This is a genomic window from Dysgonomonas termitidis (assembly GCF_054657735.1).
The window spans coordinates 215,596-238,905 of sequence record NZ_BAAHYD010000002.1 but is presented as its reverse complement, the minus strand read 5'-3'; the positions used below and the strand labels follow the sequence as shown (position 1 = coordinate 238,905).

Annotated in this window: 13 protein-coding genes; 7 read left to right on the top strand and 6 right to left on the bottom strand. The window is 38.9% G+C overall.

Annotation, left to right across the window (positions count from 1 at the left end; translation table 11 throughout):
• Positions 1 to 564 precede the first annotated feature (564 nt).
• From ACYQ3L_RS05265 to ACYQ3L_RS05250, 4 genes are all read right to left on the bottom strand, one after another.
• Complete coding sequence (locus tag ACYQ3L_RS05265) at positions 565 to 3,114, bottom strand: Kelch repeat-containing protein (protein WP_379993797.1); 2,550 nt, start codon at positions 3,112 to 3,114, stop codon at positions 565 to 567.
• A 312-nt stretch (positions 3,115 to 3,426) separates the two neighbouring features.
• Complete coding sequence (locus ACYQ3L_RS05260) at positions 3,427 to 5,802, bottom strand: hypothetical protein (protein WP_379993798.1); 2,376 nt, start codon at positions 5,800 to 5,802, stop codon at positions 3,427 to 3,429.
• Between the two features lie 9 nt (positions 5,803 to 5,811).
• Positions 5,812 to 7,536 (bottom strand): hypothetical protein, encoded by a 1,725-nt coding sequence (locus tag ACYQ3L_RS05255; RefSeq protein ID WP_379993799.1) that lies wholly within the window; start codon positions 7,534 to 7,536, stop codon positions 5,812 to 5,814.
• A gap of 30 nt (positions 7,537 to 7,566) precedes the next feature.
• The gene (locus tag ACYQ3L_RS05250) at positions 7,567 to 9,006 is read right to left on the bottom strand and encodes a sialate O-acetylesterase (RefSeq protein WP_379993800.1); all 1,440 of its coding nucleotides are present in this window, start codon (positions 9,004 to 9,006) and stop codon (positions 7,567 to 7,569) included.
• Between the two features lie 1,027 nt (positions 9,007 to 10,033).
• Here ACYQ3L_RS05250 and ACYQ3L_RS05245 point away from each other — a divergent pair.
• The 5 genes from ACYQ3L_RS05245 (at position 10,034) to ACYQ3L_RS05225 (ending at position 14,030) form a co-directional block, all read left to right on the top strand.
• Complete coding sequence (locus ACYQ3L_RS05245; RefSeq protein ID WP_379993801.1) at positions 10,034 to 10,360, top strand: cupin domain-containing protein; 327 nt, start codon at positions 10,034 to 10,036, stop codon at positions 10,358 to 10,360.
• A 2-nt stretch (positions 10,361 to 10,362) separates the two neighbouring features.
• A complete protein-coding gene (locus tag ACYQ3L_RS05240; protein ID WP_379993802.1) occupies positions 10,363 to 11,595 on the top strand; it encodes a DUF438 domain-containing protein in 1,233 nt (410 codons plus the stop codon).
• 3 nt (positions 11,596 to 11,598) lie between these two features.
• Positions 11,599 to 12,102, top strand: a complete 504-nt coding sequence (locus ACYQ3L_RS05235; RefSeq protein WP_379993803.1) for a DUF1858 domain-containing protein — start codon at positions 11,599 to 11,601, stop codon at positions 12,100 to 12,102.
• 47 nt (positions 12,103 to 12,149) lie between these two features.
• On the top strand, positions 12,150 to 12,353 hold the full coding sequence (locus ACYQ3L_RS05230) for a hypothetical protein (RefSeq protein ID WP_379993804.1): 204 nt from the start codon (positions 12,150 to 12,152) through the stop codon (positions 12,351 to 12,353).
• Between the two features lie 390 nt (positions 12,354 to 12,743).
• Positions 12,744 to 14,030 carry a UDP-N-acetylmuramoyl-tripeptide--D-alanyl-D-alanine ligase gene (locus tag ACYQ3L_RS05225; protein ID WP_379993805.1) on the top strand — a complete coding sequence of 429 codons (1,287 nt, stop codon included), beginning with the start codon at positions 12,744 to 12,746 and terminating at the stop codon, positions 14,028 to 14,030.
• An 88-nt stretch (positions 14,031 to 14,118) separates the two neighbouring features.
• On the opposite strand, the gene ACYQ3L_RS05220 is transcribed toward ACYQ3L_RS05225, so the two are convergent.
• Both ACYQ3L_RS05220 and ACYQ3L_RS05215 read right to left on the bottom strand, forming a co-directional pair.
• Positions 14,119 to 14,292 carry a histone H1 gene (locus ACYQ3L_RS05220; RefSeq protein WP_006799072.1) on the bottom strand — a complete coding sequence of 58 codons (174 nt, stop codon included), beginning with the start codon at positions 14,290 to 14,292 and terminating at the stop codon, positions 14,119 to 14,121.
• Positions 14,293 to 14,674: 382 nt separating this feature from the next.
• Positions 14,675 to 18,799 carry a hybrid sensor histidine kinase/response regulator transcription factor gene (locus ACYQ3L_RS05215; RefSeq protein ID WP_379993806.1) on the bottom strand — a complete coding sequence of 1,375 codons (4,125 nt, stop codon included), beginning with the start codon at positions 18,797 to 18,799 and terminating at the stop codon, positions 14,675 to 14,677.
• A gap of 621 nt (positions 18,800 to 19,420) precedes the next feature.
• Here ACYQ3L_RS05215 and ACYQ3L_RS05210 point away from each other — a divergent pair.
• Complete coding sequence (locus ACYQ3L_RS05210) at positions 19,421 to 20,155, top strand: transposase (protein WP_459952247.1); 735 nt, start codon at positions 19,421 to 19,423, stop codon at positions 20,153 to 20,155.
• A gap of 53 nt (positions 20,156 to 20,208) precedes the next feature.
• Positions 20,209 to 23,301, top strand: coding sequence for a SusC/RagA family TonB-linked outer membrane protein (locus ACYQ3L_RS05205; protein WP_379994587.1), 3,093 nt, complete (start codon positions 20,209 to 20,211; stop codon positions 23,299 to 23,301).
• Positions 23,302 to 23,310: the final 9 nt, after the last annotated feature.

Here is a 23,310-nt window from a genome sequence, read left to right as displayed (position 1 = left end):
TTTAAAAAACGAGACTTTGTTCTTCACTAACTTTTTAGATAAATGAATATTCATAAATTACAATTTTATAAGGTAACAAATAATAAATAGAATTTTACAGATTTCGGTTTACTGTCATCTAGGAGGATCAGGCATGGCATTCTTATCAGAGTTAGAATAAAATAGATTTTTTTCATAGTATAATTAAACGTTTAAAAACATTCTGATGGAGATACAAATTTGAATTTGAACCTTTACCGTTTTCCTTAATTAATCATTAATTGAAAAAAATCTTATTTTTTTATTAAATTAATTGATATAATCCCGGATCAATTATCGATATAAAGTTCGCACATACAACAAATTACACAGCAATCACATACACAATGTATTTTGAAAGGAAGCCCATAATTCCATATACAGATTATATAAAAATCTGTATAGAGAGGATACCGGAAGAAAGGTGAATATCCTCCCGGATCAGATGAGACCCCTAAAAAAGCCGGAAGGAAACAACTATTTGAAGTTATGGGGAACTATATATATTAAAAAAAGAAAGGTCTACGTTACGTCATATATTTTTATTCAACTTATTACCTGCTCAAAAGAATATTTATACTCCGTTCCGAACAGAACAGCGTATTCTTTGACAAAAGCATTATAAGCATTTCTGGCCAATCCATTTTTGCCCATCTTTACAGACACTGAGCATTTTAGTTTTAAAGCATCCTCATTTAACGGATCATGGATGAATAAAGCATTAGCCATTTCGATAAGAAGAGAATCTGAAAATACTATATTCTTTTGCCGGATTAACTGCAGGATCAGATCGACCAATTCGTTCGAAAAATCCGATTTGAAGGCATCTATCCATTCTGTTTGCAGATTGGGGAGGAGTTCTCCTGCTGAAACAATTGACAGAAGTCTTTTGATATCACTGATAGTTACATCATTTCCCTTTATTTTTTCCATCAGAATAAGCGCTTCATAATAATCGCAGTAGACATCATCTCCAAATTCGACACTCCAATATATCCCTTTTTTGTTAAAGCTTATTACCCCCACATTATCCAATATCTGCCGGATTTTACTTAATGCAACGCCACGATTGTTATTGGCACTCTCTTCACTTTTATCAAACCATAAGATATCTTTCAATCTTGTGAAAGAAATCCCTTTACCATTTTTGATTGTATGTAGAAATATAAGTAAAAAGAGATTTTTCAACAAAGGCTTAAAATCAGACGTTATATCAATTCCCTGCTTATCAACCACCTGAAACCCGCCAAACAGGATTATTGACTTTTTGGGCAATATCCTCACCATATTTACTCCGGTATGCGGCACCGGAAATTCTGTCTTTTCGTCTAATATCTGATGCTGTTCCGTATTGATATTCTTCCTTTTTCTCCACACAAAATACAAAGCGGAAAGTAAAAAGATAAAGAAGAGTAATGGCAAGATAAATAAAGATATGTTCGTTTCCTTCGTTTCTGATTGATATAAATCTGAATTTTTCAAGGGAGGGAATGCCAATGAATAGATCGATATATTGGAGGTAGTATCAGCTATCGGTGAAACAGTAGCCGCAATAAGTTTTTTATCAGATACGTCATAAAATAAATCCACATATGAAAATACATCCTTAAATTTAATAGGAATCTGATCGGCCATAATCTCATATTCCGGTTTCTCTAATGAAAACTTATATAATGAAATATGAGAATTATATTTCATAGAGGGAAAACCTAAAGCATAAAAACATTTATTTTTAGAGTCTACAACCAATGAGTTTGAAACAACAAAATTTTCGAGAGGATTTTCCAATGTCCAGATCTTTTTGGCCTCCATTGTCTTCAAATTGATAATATAAGAATCATAATAAAACTGGGGTTGAAGAGCCTGATCTCCGGTTTCACTTCCATAACCGCCAAAAAGCAACAGATGGTCTTCATCTATTTCGCCCATCCCGCCTAAATATCTGGGTGCTATACTATCTCCTTTCAGTACTGTTTTGGACCAGGTTTTATCCTTGACATCATAAATAAATACGCCTCCTTTATATTTCAGATGCCCGTATCCTCCAAATATATATAAACGGTTATATTTAGGAGAGAAGTATCTGTTATGGTGCCTGTAATCAGTAGTATGCTCATGTACCGTAGTTGCACCCCATTCCCTTTTATCAAGATTGAAGCGGACAAATTCTTTGGCACTGTCTTCTTTTATTAAATTATACGCGTAGAAACCAGAGTCCAGCGGATTGTAGATCATCTGGTTGGATGACATTTTATAGGAAAGTTTTTTATTTACCGTATGTTTTTCGAACAGATTATCTTTTACAGTAAAAATATAAAATGAACGCTGATCAGCAACGGTCACAATATTTTTATCAAAATCGTATGTCAAATAAGGACTTATCCCTGTTGTAAAAGTTATTCTTTTTTCCCAGGTTCCATTATAATCCAAAACCCAATTAGGATTTTCGCATTTAGCAAAATAATATTTTACATCATCATAGACTCCCCCGGAAGTATGCTTAGAAAGTTTCCATGAATATTGTAGTTTTTTTGACATATCTCTTATTTCCAAATCCTTGATGGTCATATCCGGCACATCAATCGCCTGTTTTTTCAGATAATCGGTTTTTCCAAACATGATTTTCACATCACAGAACTTCCGGATTTCGGGCGTATTCCATTTCTTTACATATTTCCCTATCTTTATTTCCAATTCTTCATTCCCGATATCTATGTTCAGCCGGATCGGCATCCATTGTTCAGGAATCATATCCACCTCAGCTAATGTATTGCTACATACAATATCTCCCGAAAGCATGGAAAAAACTACATTAATATCTCCCATTATAAGGTCTATGCTATTTCCTTTTTCATTAATTATTCTAAATATATAGCCATAGTTGTGTATATCCTTGAAATGGAATTTCGCATTAAATGCCATAGAAAATCCATCAGAAAAAGACAGATAATCATCCGGACTGAGATTTAAGCCGGTACGCATTTCAGGCTCATAGGTGTTTGAATTGAATTTTAATCCATATTGAGGCTCCTGGGAGAAAACAGCAGGAGCAAAAAGACTGATAAATATGCAGAACACTATAATTCTAATTTTCAAACAAACATATATGTTTATAATTTCCTGCATCTTTATTTATGTTTTATTTTTTAGGATATTTAAGGTCCGGTGAATATTATACCCAAATTAGACAAGAAGCATATAATACAATTATGCTCAGCAGTTTAAGGTATTAAATTTTGAGTATTGCTACCTGAATTCTACGACATTGCAATAAAACCATGTTTTTCTGTCCTTTTTCTTTGGTTAACTGATTCCACCCCGATACACGCTATCATCTTACAACTGCTAAAATTACACATCAGAAGTGAAACTTCTATGAGAAGTCACCCTTTTAACACTTATCCGGCATCAGCGATAAATAACCATTGTCTTTTCCGAATATGGGACAGGATAAGATGTTATCCAAATCTGCGGCACAAGGTCTAACCCATTGGTATTATACCCCATAACAAAAGCCTCAATCCGTTTATTTACCATATCTTTTGTTAAAGGGAAAAAATAACTATAATTCGATTCAGATTCTGATACCTTATTTTCCCAAGGATTAGCAGGAAAAGAAACAGCACGGGAAGGCGCTCCAATATAATTATCACCGATTTTCAGAACAGCATAAGCTCCTTCTACACCATGTTTCCCATTAACAGCTAAAACTAAATAGCTATTTTTTGCGATCTCATCCAACCGGAAGTTTGCCTGCCAGACTTTTGCACATTTCATTACGTTAGAATCAGCAAAAAGATTGCTCGCCCTGAATTTTTCAGATGAAATTTTCCGGCCATTGCTATACACCTCTATTTCAGAGATCGCATCAGGGAAAGGGCTCATTTTCAGGAACCGCATTTCCTCCCCTATCTGTATATTCATTGTAGTCCCTGCCAGAAATGTGATCGATTTCCATTTGTTGAGGTCAGATGATATGTATGCAAATTGCCCTTCATCAACCAAGAATGGCTGCAGTTCATATTCATTGTTAACTTTTAAAACGATACTGTCAACAAATAAGGATTCACCCATATCCAAGCGGAAACAACCACCCTTTACCCTTATATCTCCGCGTCGTCCCGATGCCCAGAAGCCCGTATTCATATCTCCATCGAACAACTGTTTATCCCATATTCCACGATTAACGAAAGCTGATTGATTAAAAAAGGCGTCACGGGCGGCTTTTACCTGTGGTATGCCCGTCTGACCCGACCGATATAACGAGCGTACCTCCATAGCATTATTATCAGCCGCAAACACAGCCGTTTCATACATACGGGATACATCTGACGGAATATCAAGAGGTTGCATATCCGCTAATTTTCTATGATAATGATTTTTCAGTTTATCCCCATCGAACTTAATTCTCACTGATTTGCCTGTTTTCATATAGGAAACATCTTCACCCTCAATTTCAGCCCTTTTTGCTTTGGCGATATTATTCATTTTTATATCGGCTGACGATCCTGGAAATCCTAAAAGACGTATCACAAGAGGCTGACCCGGAACATTTTTCACAATTTCAAAATCGACCCCGGAAATTCCCGGTTCGCTAAATTCATTACATGACGATACAAATAGTAACAATGAACGAAAGGGCGGCACCAATACTTTTAAAGAAGCACCATAGTTGAATGTACCCAGGATACTTTCTACAGGATGGAACAGTCTGGCTTTTACCCACTGGCTTTTACTTAAGCCTATTTCGTCATTTAATGTAACAGTAATCTCTTTGGCTGTCCATCCTAAATTTTTCAGGGTTATCAATCTTGTCTTTTCATCACCCCTCGAAACCGCATCCTTTCCATAGCTGCCGGGAAGCTTTATCCCATTCACCAGAATTTTAGAAAATTTCCTATGCAGATTATATATCCTTGCCAGCTTAGGAAATTCATTATCCGACAGTAACCACGGATTGCCATATATTTGCGGAGCCAAAATCAATGAGCGGCCAAAGGCTTGTAAGATTAGGTCATCGGCCCAATAATCAAGGCAGGAAGAAAGGCATACCCCATGATCCTCAGTCAGCCTTTTCAATCCGGGGACAAGCCCCCTTTCCATATTACCTACCCGGTTATGGATGGCCGTTGTATTGTTCCTGGAATTCACATCAATATATGATTCACGTCCTTCCCAGAGAAAAGTGGTAGCATATGGTTTTGCCTTATCCAGCCCCAAACGATGGTTTAATAGTATTAAGTCGGGAGAATATAGCCTGCACTGTTCCATCATATCGATGAAGTCGTCTTCTTTCTCTTTCCTTAACGGACCGCATACCGCATCGAACTTAAATAAAGCCCAGTTATAATCCCGGCATAATGAAATCAGCATATTTTTTCTTTTCGATGTTTCTGCGGGAGTATCACCAAATCCGTCGGGGCCACCCCAGAGTCCTAAACGGATATCATTTAATCCGGCTTTTTCATAAACGGGAGTCAATCCGTTCGGGAAATTTCTTCTGAAACGATCAGAATCCATTGTCCCATAAAAATTTTTCCCATCTATTAGTCCTGCATCAAACGCATATATATCTAAAGACATTCCATACTCTTTTCTTAGCCATTCGAAAAAATCCAGATTTATGAGAGTCTGCCCTTCGGCCGGACCTTCGTTTGTATTATTGATCCATGTAAAATATTGCGCGCGAGACAAGCTTTTTTCATCTGCTCCCGGATAAATATTTTTCTGGGCAGACATACAGCAGGATATAAATAAGAAGATAGTCAATATATTCTTTTTCATTTACATAATTTATTCATCCGACAATTCCACCTGAATCCAGTCTCTATATTGTAACGCTTTACCGGCATCTCCCAACCAGTCATATTGGCCTACAGGATAGGTATTTTTCAGTAATCTCATTTCTTCCGATATCTTTTGTATGCTATCAAGGGAGGAAATGACCCGTTCTTTTAAATTCATCGGATGATACTCCTTTTCTCTCTTAAAAATCCTGTTTCCATAGTATGCCGTGCAAACAGCTTCATGCAGACGGGCAGTAAGATAGGTCCGATTAAAAAGTTGATACAGTTCTTCATAATCTTTTGAAGGCAATATATTTTTTGTTTTTTCTACCTCGGCCAATGCTTGTGATGCAAGTTTGACCCCATATTGTTTTTCAGTCAGTATATAGTTGTAATATGTACTGTCCATTTGTTCAGAAGAAATTATCCATCCCTGATCCAATACATGTTTTGCTTCGGTACACAATGGAGAATCCATGGTTTTGTATCGCGAAGGAGCTATATGATTGATTACATCTTTCCAATAATGGAATTCTTTGTTAACATCATGTTTAACGAAAACAAGCGGGGGATCTATCCACCTTCCCGATACGTGCCGGCTATAACTCCATTTGTTAAATTCATAATTCAGGGAAGAGTGATCCGCAGTATTAGTCCCAAGAGTATAAAGGATTGACGTTATGATATCAAAGGATTTCTTAAAAGCACTCTTAAGCGGCTGTAAAACTTCTTCTCCATATCTTGATCTGATAAATTCATCATAGACCTGATCCTCTGAGATAAACCGGTCTTCCGTTGTACGCTTTAATGCATATAATAATATTTCATTGGGAGTTCCTGCTATTTTTGTAGTTCCATAACGGTCGGTCCTGGCAACATATCCGGCAACATTCGGCCGGTTTATAAAATCTTTCCACCGATTCATAACATACCCTGCCCATGTATTCGCGATAACTCCCTGCCCATTATACTCATTACCTGTGTCGAATTCTACGATCGCAGGTCTGTCAAGCCTTCCTATAAACGGATCGTTCGGATGGGTTAGAAAAAAGTCATGGGGAACTTCCTTTATCATTAAAGCGACTTTTTCATTTTTGATATGCTTAATACACCCCACGATCCCGGCATATTCTTCTTCTGAATAAGCAAATGTACGGATGTATAGTTTTTTCCCCTTTTCCCCGATCACTACATCGGCTACAGCGTTTACCACGGCAGCTAATTTTTCTTCCGGGGTCGGCATTTTTACAGAATATTGCCTTTCGGCATATGCCCCGGTTTCAATAAAAGTCAAAACAAGCCCGTCGATCTCGGGTACAAGGTCCATCATCCGGCGATAATCCTCTTTGTACCATTCCCAGAATCCAGCATTATCAAGATCGATTGTCCCTTCCGGCCCTGTTTTGAAACAATCGGGATAATAGTTTAAAGCATAGAAGCTATGATCCCAGACTAATACCTCATCAATGTTTTCGGAGTGTGCAATACGGGCAAGATTATTGACGCGGGCGCATACTGTTTTATCTTTGACTTCCCTCAGATCATGAATAATCTGATGAGAAAGCTGAAGCTGATTGATATTATACTCTTTAGCGGCCTTTATTGTTTTGACAGCATTATCCATATTATCAGAAAGGATAATCCATCCTCTTACCCCATCGCCTATAGCCAGACTGTTTATGGAAAACAGTACCGGTAACAAGCATAGTGCCTGAAGTTTCTTTATGATCATTTCAATATTGCTCTCTTTTATATTGTATTCTTACCAATCATCAGTCCTGAAAGGTGCAACGGGAATACCATCAACACCAAAAACACCCGCTTCCGCATAATTCCTGTAAGCATATCTGACAGCAACCGGTGAAGTTACCTTTTCACTTGATACAGCCAAACGACATGATTTAGTCTCAATTTCTGCTTTTGCGGGATAGAATACCCTGTCTTCTCCAGCTATTTCAAAACCTTTTATCTGTGTCCACATAGGATAAAGCCCTCTTGGTGAATTATCGAAATTAATGTATATTTTCTCTCCGGCAATCTCCATAGATTTATAGATCGCAGGCTTATAGCCAAAGCCTTTTCTATTATACGTTTGGCCTAATGCCCATAGTGCAAGCCTTTTACCAACTGTTATCTTATCTACCGGATGTATAAATACCGGATTCCCAATATCGAGAGTGGTTACCATTCCTGAATTGGGTATATCCTGAAGGTTTTGCATCTGTACTTCCATTAAACGGGCTGCCGATGTTCCATTCGCTCCTTCGTAATTGAACGGGGCTATTTGCACATAATAGAAAGGAAACTCACCGACTTGCCATTTCGAACGAAGGTCGTTTACAAAAGCGGCCATCAGGTTCTTATAAAGGGTCGCGTTATCCCGGTTGCTTTCGCCCTGATACCAAAGGAATCCTTTAATCGCGAAGTTAGTAAGAGGCGCTATTTTAGCATTATACAGCACACTGGGTGTAGCGGTCGGATTTTTAACGGGTTCATCATTAGACAATATAGCCAGATCTATTTCCTTAAAAGGAGCTATAGCTTCCCGGCTCATCCATGCCTCTACTTTTGATCCACCCCATGAGGAGACAATGATGCCAACGGGAACTTCCAGTATCTCCTGAATATACTGTGCAAATATATAAGCGACTGCACTAATATTGGCTACATTTTCCGATGTGTTTTCCAACCAGGTGCCTTTACAGTCAGATTGGGGTTGCTTACTAAACTGACGCACCCATTGCCCGTCCCGTGAATCGGTAGTATACATTCTTAGAGGTATCCTGGCCTTGGCTTTGGCTATGATTTCGTTAGTCCCTTCTACTGGCTGCCTGTCAAATCCCTTCATCGGCATTTCCATATTTGATTGCCCCGAACAAAACCAGACTTCGCCGATAAGGACATTTTTTAATACCAGTTCGTCCCCATCATTAAAAGATATTTCATAAGGGCCTCCCGCCACAGGGGTAGTCACCGGCAGAAGCCATTTTCCGGTTGCATCCGAATTTACAGTATATACTTTTTGGTTCCAGGATGTTTTGATATTAATCTGTACATTAGCCTTAGCTTCTCCCCATAATTTTACATTAGTTTGTTGCTGTAATACCATATTGTCGCTCAATATGGACGGTAAGTTCACTCTGGAATACGCACTAAACGCAAAACAAATAAAACTTATAATGATCAGTATTTTCTTATTCATAATTAATTATATGTTATTTTACTGTGATTTCTTTGAGGTTTTTAATTTTGATGAGAAATTAAAAAATGATTTTTAAACGGTGGAATAATAGTGTTTTTCCCAAAGAATAAGAACTTTGGTATTCTACAATTAAAGAGAAAATTACCAAACATCGTCTATAAACTTTTTCAGGTCATTCATAAATAGCCCATTTGGCTATTTCGTGTTTAAATTAGATTTGCGACATAATTTACACAAATATCTGTCCTGATCCTTACCATTAGCATTAATTAACCATTAATTAAAAATATATTTAGATATAGGGACTTAAAGAGTGCTGTTTATAACAGGAAACCAGATAGTATCCTGCAAAACCTGCTCTATACCGGTATATGCCAGTATTTACTTTTGCACACAGTCAAACCATCATAAAACACTCTGTCACAAATACTTTTGAAGTGACTCCCTAAAAGCATTGCCGCTTCTGACCAGAGCCTTGAAAACGAATTGAAATTATCATGAAAATAACCGCTCGATTATTGGAAAATACTTTATCTATATATAGCTTTTAGCCGTTAGCTATTAGCTTATAGCTCTTTGAAGTATTGATTAAAGCGGTTACGAGTTACAAGTAAACAAGATACAAGTAGACAAGAAACGGGATACAAGTTGTTTACTGCTAACTGTTTACTGTTAACTGATATATCTGTTACTTTTGTCACCTTTTTTTAACAATTACAGGTTTTGCCGCTTCGCGTTACCAACGGCTAAAAGCTATCATAAAAAGTAAGAAAATGTGCAAAAGTTGTAAAGTTTGTCAACTTTTTCATTTTTAATGCAGAGTAAAAGAATTAACATCAGTTTTTTTTCTATTGTCTTGTAGTAAAAAATAAATCAGATCACAGGACAATTATTGATTTTCAGTATTAAAGCAGGAAAATAATATCATAATTATTTATAACAGATTCCCGGAGTGTAACAAATGTGACAGATTACTTGTTATTATCTTAATACCTTCACATTGTGAAATCAAAAAACAATAAAGAAGATGAATAATATATTTGAAAAAGGAACAGTCCTACACTTATCCGAACTCGTCGATTATTCTGACGGAGGAGTCATCAGCAAACAAGTGCTCAAAAGCAACGCAGGAAACATTACCCTGTTCTCTTTCGACAAAGGCCAGGGGTTGAGCGAACACACAGCACCATTCGATGCGATGGTTCAGGTACTCGATGGAAAAGTAGAAATCAAGATCGGTGGTAATCCCGTATTGCTTAAACAAGGGGAGACTATCATTATGCCAGCCAATATCTCTCATGCCTTATTTGCTGTAGAAAGATTCAAAATGCTATTAACCATGATAAGAGGATAACCATGAGTGAAGTAATAAACAATTCGCAGAAAAGGAAGGAATTGCTCAAGCACCTGATCCTTCAGCTACATAATAATGAAGCTCCCGAAATTGTACGGAAACGATTAGTTGAACTGTTGCGTTCTGTTCCCTACAATGAAGTAGTGGAAGTAGAACAGGAACTTATATCCGAGGGCCTACCCGAAGAGGAAGTCCTGCGCTTTTGCGATATACATACAGCTGTGCTGGATGGAAGTATAGATACATCCGCAGCGAAAGTAGTAGCACCGGGACATCCGGTAGATACTTTCAAGCGGGAAAACCGCGCCCTGGAAGAATATATCGAAAAAGCAAAGGCTCTGTTCGACAAAGGGAACAAACTTAAGGATGAAGAAGTTAAAGAATATCTTTTACAGATGAAAAGTATCTTTAACTATCTGTCGGATGTAGATAAACATTACAAACGGAAAGAATACCTGCTATTCCCGTTTCTCGAAAAAGCAGGTATTACAGGGCCTCCGAAGGTAATGTGGGGCAAACATGACGAAACACGCGAACTGCTGAAAGCCGCACATGAGTCCCTCCTGGCGAAAGATGTTTCCACCGAAGAAGTCCCTGCCCTGATCCTGCTGGTTCTTTTACCTGTTACCGACGCCATCGAAGGCATGATAATGAAAGAAGAGGAGATATTGTTACCAATGTGCCTCGACACGCTCACCGATAAAGACTGGTATCAGATATATAAGGAAACCCCGCAATTCGGATTCAGCCTGTATGATCCGCAAACGGAATGGACTCCCGAAGCGGTAGAAGCCGGAGAGCTTACTTATAAAGAAGGCGATGCGATACATCTTTCATCCGGTAGTTTTACCACAAAAGAACTGGAAACAATATTCAAGACATTGCCTGTCGATGTCACTTTTGTAGATAAGGATGATAAAGTGAAATTCTTCTCGCATGGCACAAAAAAGGTCTTTGAACGTAACCGTTCCATTATAGGCAGGGATGTACGCTTATGCCATCCTCCGGGAAGCGTACATATCGTAGAGCAGATAATTAATGATTTTAAAAGCGGGAAAGAAAATGTCGCTGCATTCTGGATCTCTTCATTCATGGGCCGTTTTGTTTATATCGAATACACCGCGCTCCGGGGAAATGACGGCGAATATCTGGGAGTAATGGAAGTCACACAGGATATAACAGATTTACGCAAGCTGGAAGGCGACCAGCGTCTGTTATCTTACGCAGCGAGGTAAGCAATGAAAACGGATATCAATCTACAGACCAAAGTTGCAAACCTGCTGGAGTCTTATCCCCACCTGGAAAGCAAACTAATTGAACTGTCCCCCGTTTTCTCCAAATTGAAGAATCCTGTGTTGCGCCGTACCATTGCCAAGGTTACATCATTGCAACAGGCAGCAGGGGTCGCGGGGATCTCCCCGCCTCTGCTCATTCAGGAACTAAGGAAGGCCGCAGGGTTATCGGAAATTACAATTAATGAAGATACAGATAATGTTGAAGATACTGCCATGCCCGTCTGGTTTGATGAAAGCAAGATAAGCATCCGCTTTGATGCCCGCCCTGTAATAGAATCAGGAGAGAGCCCCATGCAGGAAATACTGAAACTGTCGTCGGAGTTAGAAGGAAAGCAGATATTACAGATAATTACACCATTTAAACCTATACCAATTATCGATATTTTAAAATCGAAAGGCTTTAAAGTATGGAGCCGGGGGAATAATCATTTTTTCGTAAAGGAATAATAGTTATTAAATAAGAATTTGCAAGTAGCTTAAAAGACCCCCTTTTTATGATATTTTCCACAGCATATACTGAATATGCTGTGGAAAACTACAAACCGGATAATCAGTTCCGTGCTCAACCCAAACTAAAAAACCGGAGAAAGAAGAAAATCAGGGCAAACGAGATTGTATTTTTTTTCGCAGAAGTTTATCTATACACTACTGACAGCTATTGGCTCTTTGAATTAAAAATCGGCGGAGCCAGATATTGAGGAATGAATAGCCGAAAAGTAAATAATATATGACGAAAATCGTTCTTTAGTTTTGTGTCCTTTGCATGCCTTTCAGCACAATATTTTCAGATAAGAACAGCATGGTACCGATCAGATAAGATGGCATTAAAATTGCTGTTTCCTCTTTGCGAAAATAACAAATGAAACGTAATAAATATTCACTCAGTCAAATAACATTACCGGTACTAAAAACAGGGATACAACCTTATTATTCCATAAAGTAAAAAACGTTAAGAGGCACTCGGGATATGAATAATTAACGTTATATTCGCATAGCCTTAAATTATCTTATAGACCCATACGAAGACCAAACAATAATAGAGAAATAAACGTTGATTATTAAAAAATAATATCATCTAACAAAGAGCCATGGAGATATCTGAACTGTATAAAATTTACAAACAATACCCGGAGGTTTCAACAGATACACGCAACAGCCCAAAAGATTCTATTTTCTTTGCATTGAAAGGTGCCAATTTCAACGGAAATGAATATGCCGGAAAAGCTATTGATTCGGGATGTAGCTATGCCGTTGTAGATGAAGCAAAATACGCCACACGCCCCAATATTATATTGGTAGAAGACTGCCTCGACACATTGCAAAAACTGGCAAACTACCACCGTAAACAACTAAAAACACCGGTTATAGGTATAACAGGTACAAACGGTAAAACGACCACCAAGGAACTTATTACCTCTGTTCTTTCCCAGGAGTACAACGTCCTGGCCACCCAGGGCAACCTGAACAATCATATCGGGGTTCCTCTCACCCTGCTCCGTATAAAGAAGGAACATGAAATAGCCATTATAGAAATGGGAGCCAGCCATGTAGGGGAAATAAAGGTGCTTTCCGAAATGGCCATGCCTAATTACGGGGTCATTACCAATATCGGACATGCCCATATAGAGGGTTTCGGCTCATACGAGAATGTCATCAAAGCCAAAGGAGAGCTATACGAATATATCAGAAGTACAAGGGATGGTAAAATCTTCATCGACTATGACAATTCACTCCTACGCGAGATGTCGGAAGGTATCACATCCATATTTTACGGTTTGGAAGAAGACCTGTTTATATCCGGAAAGGTATTATCGATAAGGCCTTATCTCGAATTTGAATGGAAATTCGGAAACAGGCGCAATAAGGTCAATACCAATCTGATCGGGGAGTATAACCTCCCGAATGCATTGGCGGCAGTCACTATCGGTAAATACCTGGGAGTAAAAGCCTCTTTAATATGCAAAGCGATTGAAGAATATCAGCCTACAAACAACCGCTCACAGCTAAAAGAAACAGATAAGAATATGCTGATAATAGATGCATATAACGCGAATCCGACAAGTATGCATGCAGCCCTCGAAAACTTCAATCACATGGATGTGAATCATAAAGTCCTGATTCTGGGAGACATGAAAGAACTGGGTCCCGACACGGATGTAGAACATCAGAAAGTGGCCGACTATGTATCACATCATAATTTTGACAGGGTAATATTCGTCGGTGATAATTTTAGCCGCATTACGACCGATTATCCCCGCTTCAAGGATTTAGACAGCCTAAAGTATTACCTGAAAGAGAATCCTATCGAAGACAGTTATATTCTCCTGAAAGGTTCGCGGGGGGTGCAGCTGGAAAGGTGTATAGACGTTTTATAAATTAGAAAAGATACTTTGCAGATTAGTATAAAAAAGGCAGGATAACCCATCGGATCATCCTGTTCTCAAATAAATGCTTTTGCTTTTATTATTTTGTTGCTTCGATAGATTTTTTGCGGAACTCTTTCAAAGCTTTTTCAATCTCAAGAGATACTTTTCTCGCTCTTTGACCAGCTGCTTTATTCCCGCTCTCAACCTGCGCAGCTGCATCTTTAGCAAAGTCTGCAAAATCCTTGTGTAATTTTTCTACTAAATTTTTCATTTTACTTCTTTTTTTAAATTTGTACAAAGATAATTTCTTTAACTAAACAAACAAAAATGCAGGATAGTTTATTTAAATGCGCATTAATAGTAAAGTTTTAGCGATTTTTCTTGGTTAATACGAAGACAAGACATTCATTATTTATTCAACTTGCTTATAAACACGTATATAATCTATGATCGTCTTCTGCGTAAAAACCGTATCATTTATACCTTCGATTTCAGCCTGATTGGCGATGTTAATAATATTTTATAATGGAATCTGTTTTAAACTTATTAAAATCATTTCACAGGAATGATTTTTTCTTCTAAAAGGAGCTTTGAAACGAAAAAATCTGAAAGAATAAAATCAAAAACAGGACTATTCCATACTTCATCTGAGTTTACTCCTCATTTGACGGAGGAGGGGCAAGATGTGCTGCCAGGTATTCCTTTGGCGACATTCCATAGAATTCCCTGAACGAGTTGGAAAAATGAGACAGATTAGAAAATCCTATTGCATAGGCTACTTCCGAAATAGTCAGTTTCTTTCCGGAGAGCAGTATTGCAGCCTGTCTCAGCCGGATGCCCTTTATAAAATCGCGGGCAGACTGGTTCGTTAATTCTTTCAGTTTGCGATGCATATGTACGCGGCTCATCCCGACATTCATAGCTAACATCTCCACATTCAGTTCGGGGTTGGAAAGATTTTCATTTATAATCTTCATGATGCGTTGCATAAGTATCTCATCCGAAGACTTCAGTTCTATTTTTTGTATTTTATCTTCGGGCTGCTGTTGTCCGCTGAATTTACTCTTCAGCCGTTCCCTGTTCTCAATCAGATTAGCTATGGTGCTTTTAAGCAGATCGGTGTTGAACGGTTTGGAAACGTAAGCATCAGCTCCTATATCGAGACCTTCTATTTTGTTTTCAGGAGTTGATTTTGCTGTGAGAAGGACAATCGGTATATGGTTTATATTTATATTTTGCTTGACTTTGCGCGAAAGCGTTATGCCATCCATTTCCGGCATCATTACATCACTGATAATCAGATCGGGCTTTTCGGTCAATATGAGATTCAGAGCTTCTTTTCCATTCTCACTTACCATAACCCGGTACTCAGACGATAGTTCGTCCTTGATATATTCCCGGATCTCATCTTCATCTTCCACTATCAGTATCCGGTATTTTGTACGGGGCTTCACCTTCCTTTCTCCGTCTCCGACATTTATTTTATTAAGGAGCTCATTTGATATATATGAGGATGGGATCTTTTCTGCCGCTACTTTATACTCTTCTCCATCTTCCAGTTCCCGGGCTATCAGGTGATCGCTACCCAAAGGCAGCTGTATTACAAAACGGGTCCCCGGCATATCCTGCCTGTTTTCGGCAAAAATTGCGCCATGATGCAGTTCCACCAACGACTTAGACAGGTGCAGACCTATGCCCGTCCCGAAATTAGAATTTGTGAAATCATTACTTATTTGATAGAAACGTTCAAAAATCTGCTCTATTTTATCCTTATCGATGCCTATACCATTATCTGTTACTGAGATTTCAAAATAATTTCTCAATGCTCCTCTTACATTTTCATCATGCCCGGTAGATAAATCGATGGTTATATTTCCATTATCCGGTGTATATTTAAAAGCATTTGAAATTATATTCAACAGGACTTTATCAAAATTATTAAGATCGATCCAGACATTCAGCTTATCCATGTCATGCCTGAAATTGAAACTTATATTCTTTCTTTGTGCAGAATACTCAAACGTCATCATCAGATCGTCGATAAATCCGACAATATCAGTTTCCCTGAAATGCAATTGCATCTGCCCCTTATCCAGTTTACGGATATCCATCAACTGATTGATAAGTCGAAGAATCCGCAGTCCGTTCCTGTATATCATCACATAACTCTTTTGCAACTTCTGATCTTTATTCTCCGACAATAACTTTTCCAATGGATTTATAATTAAGGTCATAGGAGTACGTATCTCATGCGATATATTAATAAAAAACTGCAATTTAGCTTCATTTATCTGCTCCAGATGCTGCCGTCTCATTTCTTCCTGACGATGACGGATACGCGCATGGATATAATTCGCAATAAACAAAACCAACAAGACACTTAGCACAGCATAGGCGGCATATGCCCATGGAGACTGATACCATGGAGGTGTAATGATTATTCTTATTGTTTTTATATCCGAATAATTATCATGGTCTTTCGCCCTCAATTTGAAAGTATATGCACCCGGATTCAGGTTCGTATATGTAACCCTCCCCATGCCGGGATACGAATTAAGCCAGTCTTGGCTGATTTCTTCAATCATATATTGATAAACAATACGTTCGGGGTTTGAAAACTCCAGTGCGGAAAATTCTATACTGAATGTATTGTCATCATAAGCTAATGTAAACTGGTCCGCATCCAGAACAGATGTAGCAACAATCTCGTTACTACCCGATTTGTCTCCCATCTTTACGGCCCGGTTGAATAGAAAAAAGTCCGTAATCAGCACTTTCAACTCCTTTTTCGCCTCAGTTATGTCTTTAGGATAAAAGCTGGTTACACCATAGATACCTCCAAAATATATTTTGCCGGCAGCATCCTCAAATTTTGCGCCACGTGTAAACTCATTACCCTGTAACCCGTCGCCGGTATAGTAATTGATAAACCGGTTTTCACGGACAATAAATTTGCTGATACCAAAATAGGTACTTATCCAGATATTCCGCTCGCAGTCTTCCCGTATGCCACATATAACATTGTTGGGTAATCCGTCTCTGGTCGAATAGCTCTTAACCGATTGCTCTTTCTTATTAAGAATATTCAATCCGTCGGATGTCCCTATCCATATATTACCTGTCTTATCTTCAAAAAGGGTATATGCCACCGTATGCGGTAATATTGTATTTTGGTTGAGATAATTCAGGAAGGTGTTCTTTTTCGGATTATAGCAGCTTACGCCCTTATAATGTGCGATCCAAATCAAGCCCTCGCTATCGAACAGAATATCGTTGATCCAGTCATTACTCAGTTCATCTATAGAAAAATCATCATTCTCGCTCTTCCGCGATTCATAATGAGTCATTTTCCCACTTGCCAGATTCAATCTGAAAAAGCCGGAACCATAGGTACCTATCAACAGGTTCTTCTTGTCGTCTTCCGTTATGCAGTATATCTTTTCATTTAACAGTTCAGGAATATATTCACAGGTTCCCGTCTTCCGGTTGAGCTTTGCCAGTCCTTTAGTATATGAGCCCACCCACATATTATTATTGGAATCCTCAAAGATACTCAGTATGATATTTGAAATGGATGAAGATAAAGAGGTCTGCATGAAATGAGCTACCCTTTCCCCTCTATTGTTGATACCGTAAATACCTTCATTATCTGTACCTACCCAGGTTATGCCTTCTTTGTCTTTATAGATAGACATCACCGAACTGGAGCCAATCGGATTATTCTTTAACGATTTGAAACCGTAATAATCAAATTTCTTTTCTGTGCCCGGAATAAATATTATCCCTTTCTGAAAAATACCAAGCCAAAGATTATTATCCCTGTCCTGAAGAATCGAATGAACTTTCCCTTTCGAGAAATCGAATGGAGCGGAACTGATTTTATAATCTTCTACGATGTTTCTGTCTCTGTTATATAGCTTCAAACCCTGCCCGTCTGTGCCTATATATAATATATTTTCTTTGGTCAACAGCAGGTCTTTAATCAGCAGCTGGGTATTATTGTCTGCCCCAATTGCCTCAAATGCCTTTGTCTGTTCATTATATTTGTTAAGCCCTCCGGTCAATGTTCCTACGTATATATTTCCTTGTTTATCTTCTGTTATGGATGATATATTGTTACTGCTGATATTAGCAGGGGCAGTAAACGCTTTTATCTGATTGGTAACAGGGTTGTAGAGATTCAGTCCGTTATTCTCAGAACCTATCCAAAGATTCCCTTTCGAATCTTCAAAAATTGAGTTAAGATAATTACTGACCAGCAGGTTGGTAAGTTGTAAACTCGCATGGAATTCCCGTTCACCTTTTTTGATGAAAAATATCCCCTGTCCGGAAGTGGCGACCCATATATCTCCATTATGTGCCTCTATCATGCGCGTGATATGGGGAGAAACAAGGTTCCCGTCTTTGTACATTTTTATTTCCCTGAATGAATTAGTCGTCCAGTCATATTTCATCAGTCCATTGATACACCCTACCCAGAAATTGCCCGAACTATCTTCGAAGATAGTCCTCACATAATTATTTTTCAGCGAGGTAGGATCATCAGAGGAATGTTTATAGATATTGAATTTCATCCCATCGAATTTATTCAATCCGTTTTCCGTTGCAATCCAGACAAATCCTTTCCTATCCTGATATACCTGATTGATAAGGCTGTTTGACAGATCTTCGTCAGGGGAATAGAATCTACCTATTTGCGAAAATACATAGGAGTTTGTTACAAGGCAAAAAATACATATCAGAACAAATGCTTTTATCCTCGTGTTCTTTGTTGTCATGGGTATCCAGATATTAGAAGCAGTATATATGCAAATATAAAAAAATAATAAGGAATATCTACTTTTCAGGAACTAATGTAACGTAGAGAAAAGTATATGTTATACAGGGAAAGCACATGTTACACACTGGAAACTATATGATACACCCGGTCTGTATTTTGAAAAGAGATATTCATAAGTTTGTATCATACAGAATCTGACCGAATTGAGAAATATAATATCGTACCTTAAATCCTAAATTATGCCTATGAAAAAACCTAGAACTTCCATACTTTAAATCAAAAGTAAATAACCTATTAATAATAATGCGAATCAGTAGTTGCAACTATTGGCTGATTTATTTAATTAAAAGATTAATTATCAATAAAATAAGCGTACCGAATACTTGCTCAATCTCTTGAAAATCATTAAATTAAAGGAATATTACCACACATTTCTTTAACAATGATTCCCAAGAAGAAAGAGCTTAAACTGATAAGAATTTATATGTATATCTGTGATTTATACGATTCAGAGCTAAAATATTACTGTCAACGGTACAGTAACAACAATGCTCCATCTTTTACTGATCAGGAAATAATGACAATTTACCTGTTCGCAGGATGTTGTCAGAAGTATTTCATGGTCAAAGATATACATTCTTTTACAAAAGAGTATCTATCTTCCTGGTTTCCTTCATTGCCATCGTATCAAACATTTAACTTAAGGTTAAACCGCCTGAATGAATGTTTTAAGGTATTATCCCAGAGATTGATAAGTTCATTCACGCCAAAAGATTGTGATTTTGATGTATCGCTGGTTGATTCTATGCCTGTAATCACTTGTGCAGGACGAAACAGAATAGCAAAGGTTGCTAAAGAAATCACCACTAAAGGATATTGTTCAACAAAGAATCAATATTACTATGGTTTAAAGCTTCATGCTCTGGCATTCAGACGAAAAGGGACAATCCCTTTTCCGGAATCCATAACCTACACTCCTGCTGAAGATAACGACCTGACTGTATTTAAACAGAACTGGGGTGATACGATAGTTAACCGAATGATTTTTGGAGATAAAATATATTCTGATTTTGAATACTTTAATGATAATAAAAAGCAAACGCAGAATATTCAAATGCTTACTCCTGTTAAAGCAGTCAAAGGACAGTCTGAACAAGAAAAACAATGGAACAAAGCATATAATGACTTATTTTCTACTGCTGTTTCTAAAGTCAGACAACCCATAGAATCATTCTTCAATTGGTTGAATGAACGTACAAAAATTCAAAGAGCGCAGAAAGTCAGATCGACATCCGGACTTTTAGTTCATACGATGGGTAAAATTGCCATCGCTTTTATTTATCTAATTTTTTAAATACTGATTCGCATTAATAGTAAATATAGTAAATAATGAATCTTATCTTAATCATGAGAAATGCAAGAATTTTTAAGTCCCTGAGACTTTTATTTTTATTTTTTCTTATCCCGGCTTTAGCTTTTTCTCAAAACATTTCTGTAAATGGAGTTGTGAAAGATATTGCAGGAGAGCCCATTATTGGGGTCAGTGTAGTAGAATCCGGTACTACCAATGGTACTATAACAGATACTGATGGTAAGTTTTCCATTTCAGTATCCCCTCAAGGTAAACTTACTTTTTCGTTTATCGGATTTGTAATGCAGACTGTAAATGTTTCCGGAAGGAATCGTATAGATGTGGTACTCGAAGAGGATAACAAGATGCTCGAAGAGGTAGTGGTTATAGGCTATGGTACGCAACGGAAAGAGGCGGTAACAGGTTCGGTCGCATCCATGCGGGGCGATATAGTACGCGAAGTGGCGGCAACGAATGTATCGACCGCTTTGCAGGGACGTATCGCCGGGGTGGAAATGACTCAGACTTCATCTAAACCGGGAGCGGAAATGCAAATCCGGATTCGCGGTACACGTTCGCTGAGTGCCGACAACGCCCCACTGATCGTGCTTGACGGAATCCCTTTTTCCGGTTCCATCAACGATGTCGACCCGAACAGTATCAAAAGTGTTGACATATTGAAAGACGCTTCGGCTACCGCCATCTACGGGTCACGCGGAGCCAACGGGGTAATACTTATCAGTACCAACCGCGGCTATGCCGGGCAAAAAGCACAGGTAAGCTACAATGCTTATTATGGTACAAAAAGCGCTATTCGTTATCCGATGATGAACGGCCAGCAATTCGCAAAGCTGCGTGAAGAAGCGGCAAGAACCATTAAGGAATTGGGGAAACCCGATTCTCCATTCACTAATTCTCCGGATGAGTCGAACGACATTAATACCGATTGGCAGGATATGCTTTACAGGCCCGGTACGATAGTCAATCACGATATTAGCATGACAAAAGGCAGCGAGGATGGCAGCTATGCTTTCGGACTCGGCTACTATCTCGATCAGGCAGTGATACCAACCCAGCAATACAGCCGTATCTCGCTCCGTGCCTCGGTGGATCAGAATTTCGGTAAATATATCCGGTTCGGACTATCATCCAATTCAAGCTACGGACTCACTTCGGGCACCCAGATCAATACAGGCGATGCCCTTGCGAGCTCACCATTAGCTAATCCATACGACGCGGACGGTAATTTAAAGCGTTCCGTGCAATCCAGTGCTACCGATAATTACCGGATATGGACAAAGGAAACTTTAAAAGAAGCAAAAGACTTGTGGATGAGCGATGCCAAATCGCTGGCTTCTTATAATAACATTTACGCGGAAGTAAGCGCCCCCTGGATACAAGGTTTGAAATACCGCATCAACCTCGGCTTAAACGTCCGTTTTGGAACGGGTGGAGGTTTTACGGGAATAGGCGTTACCAGCGCATCCGATCCGAATGCACCATCCTCGGCGTCAATTAATAATTCGTTGAGGACCAACTGGGCGGTTGAAAATTTATTGACCTACGACCGCACCTTTGCCGAAAAACATCAGATAAACGTGGTAGGGCTTTATTCTTCCGAACAAACTCATTATAACCGTTCGGAAGTTTCTGCGCGTGATCTACCGGCAGATCATTTTCAATACTACGATCTCTCGAAAGCCACAGGCGAAATATTGTTGCCCAAAGGCGGACAGTCATACCAGGTATCCGGCCTGACGTCATGGATGGGCCGTGTGATGTATTCATACGATAACCGTTACATGCTTTCAGCTACAGTGCGCGCGGACGCATCCTCCAGATTAGCTCCGGGATATCAATGGCATACATATCCGGCTGTTTCGGTCGGTTGGAACATCAATCGTGAAGCATTCATGGAAGATCTGAAATGGATAGATCAGTTGAAGCTGCGCGCAGGCTACGGTGAAACCTCTAATCAGGCGGTAGATCCCTACAAGACACTCGGACTTTTAGATACACGCTATTATAATTTCGGCGAAGACTATTCGACAGGTTACTATCTGTCCGAGTTACCCAACGAAAAACTGGGCTGGGAATACACTACCACATATAATTACGGCCTGGACTTTTCATTGTTCAATGACCGTCTGAGCGGCACCGTCGAATATTATACACAGCACACCAAGGATATCCTGTTGCGAGTAAACTTGCCAAGCACATCCGGAGTAGGATCTTATATGGCAAATATCGGTGAAACTTCAAATAAAGGCTGGGAAATTTCTCTTAACGGTAAGATTCTGGATAATCTCAATGGCTGGACATGGGAAGCCGGTATCAATTGGTACACCAACAAGAATGAACTACTGAAACTCAATTCGGGAGAAGATAAAAATGAAGGTAACTGGTGGTTTAAAGGACATCCTATCAATGTAGTTTACGACTACGAACAAATCGGTCTTTGGCAGGAAGGCGACCCTTATTTGCAAATACTCGAACCGGGTGGTAACGCAGGTATGATCAAAGTAAAATATACCGGCGAATATGACGCCGATGGCAAACCTGTAAGACAAATCGGAGCTGACGATCGTCAGATTATACACCTGGACCCTTCCTGGCAGGGAGGTTTTAATACCCGCGTAGCCTATAAGGATTTGGACCTGACTGTAGTAGGCAGTTTCCAGAACGGAGGAAAATTGATTTCCACTCTCTATGGAGGTACAAGCTACCTTAATATGCTGAACGGACGCCACGGAAATGTAAATGTGGATTATTGGACACCTGAAAACACCGGAGCCAAATATCCGAGGCCAGGAGGTATAACGTCGAACGATAATGCCAAATATGCCAATAGCATGGCTTTGTTCGACGCGTCTTATATGAAGGTACGTGTCATCACACTGGGTTACAACTTCCGGCAAAAATGGCTAAGGGATGCCGGCATTGATAAATTGAGGATATACGCTACGGTACAAAATCCTTTTGTATTGTTTTCACCTTATCATGATGAAACAGGACTGGACCCTGAGACAAACTCGAGAGGAAATGAAAATCAGGCTGTCACTACCCAATTGCAGGATCGCTTGCCTATTGTAGGATATAGTACGCCTAATACGCGGAACTATCTGTTTGGTATCAACTTAACATTTTAACATTTAAGA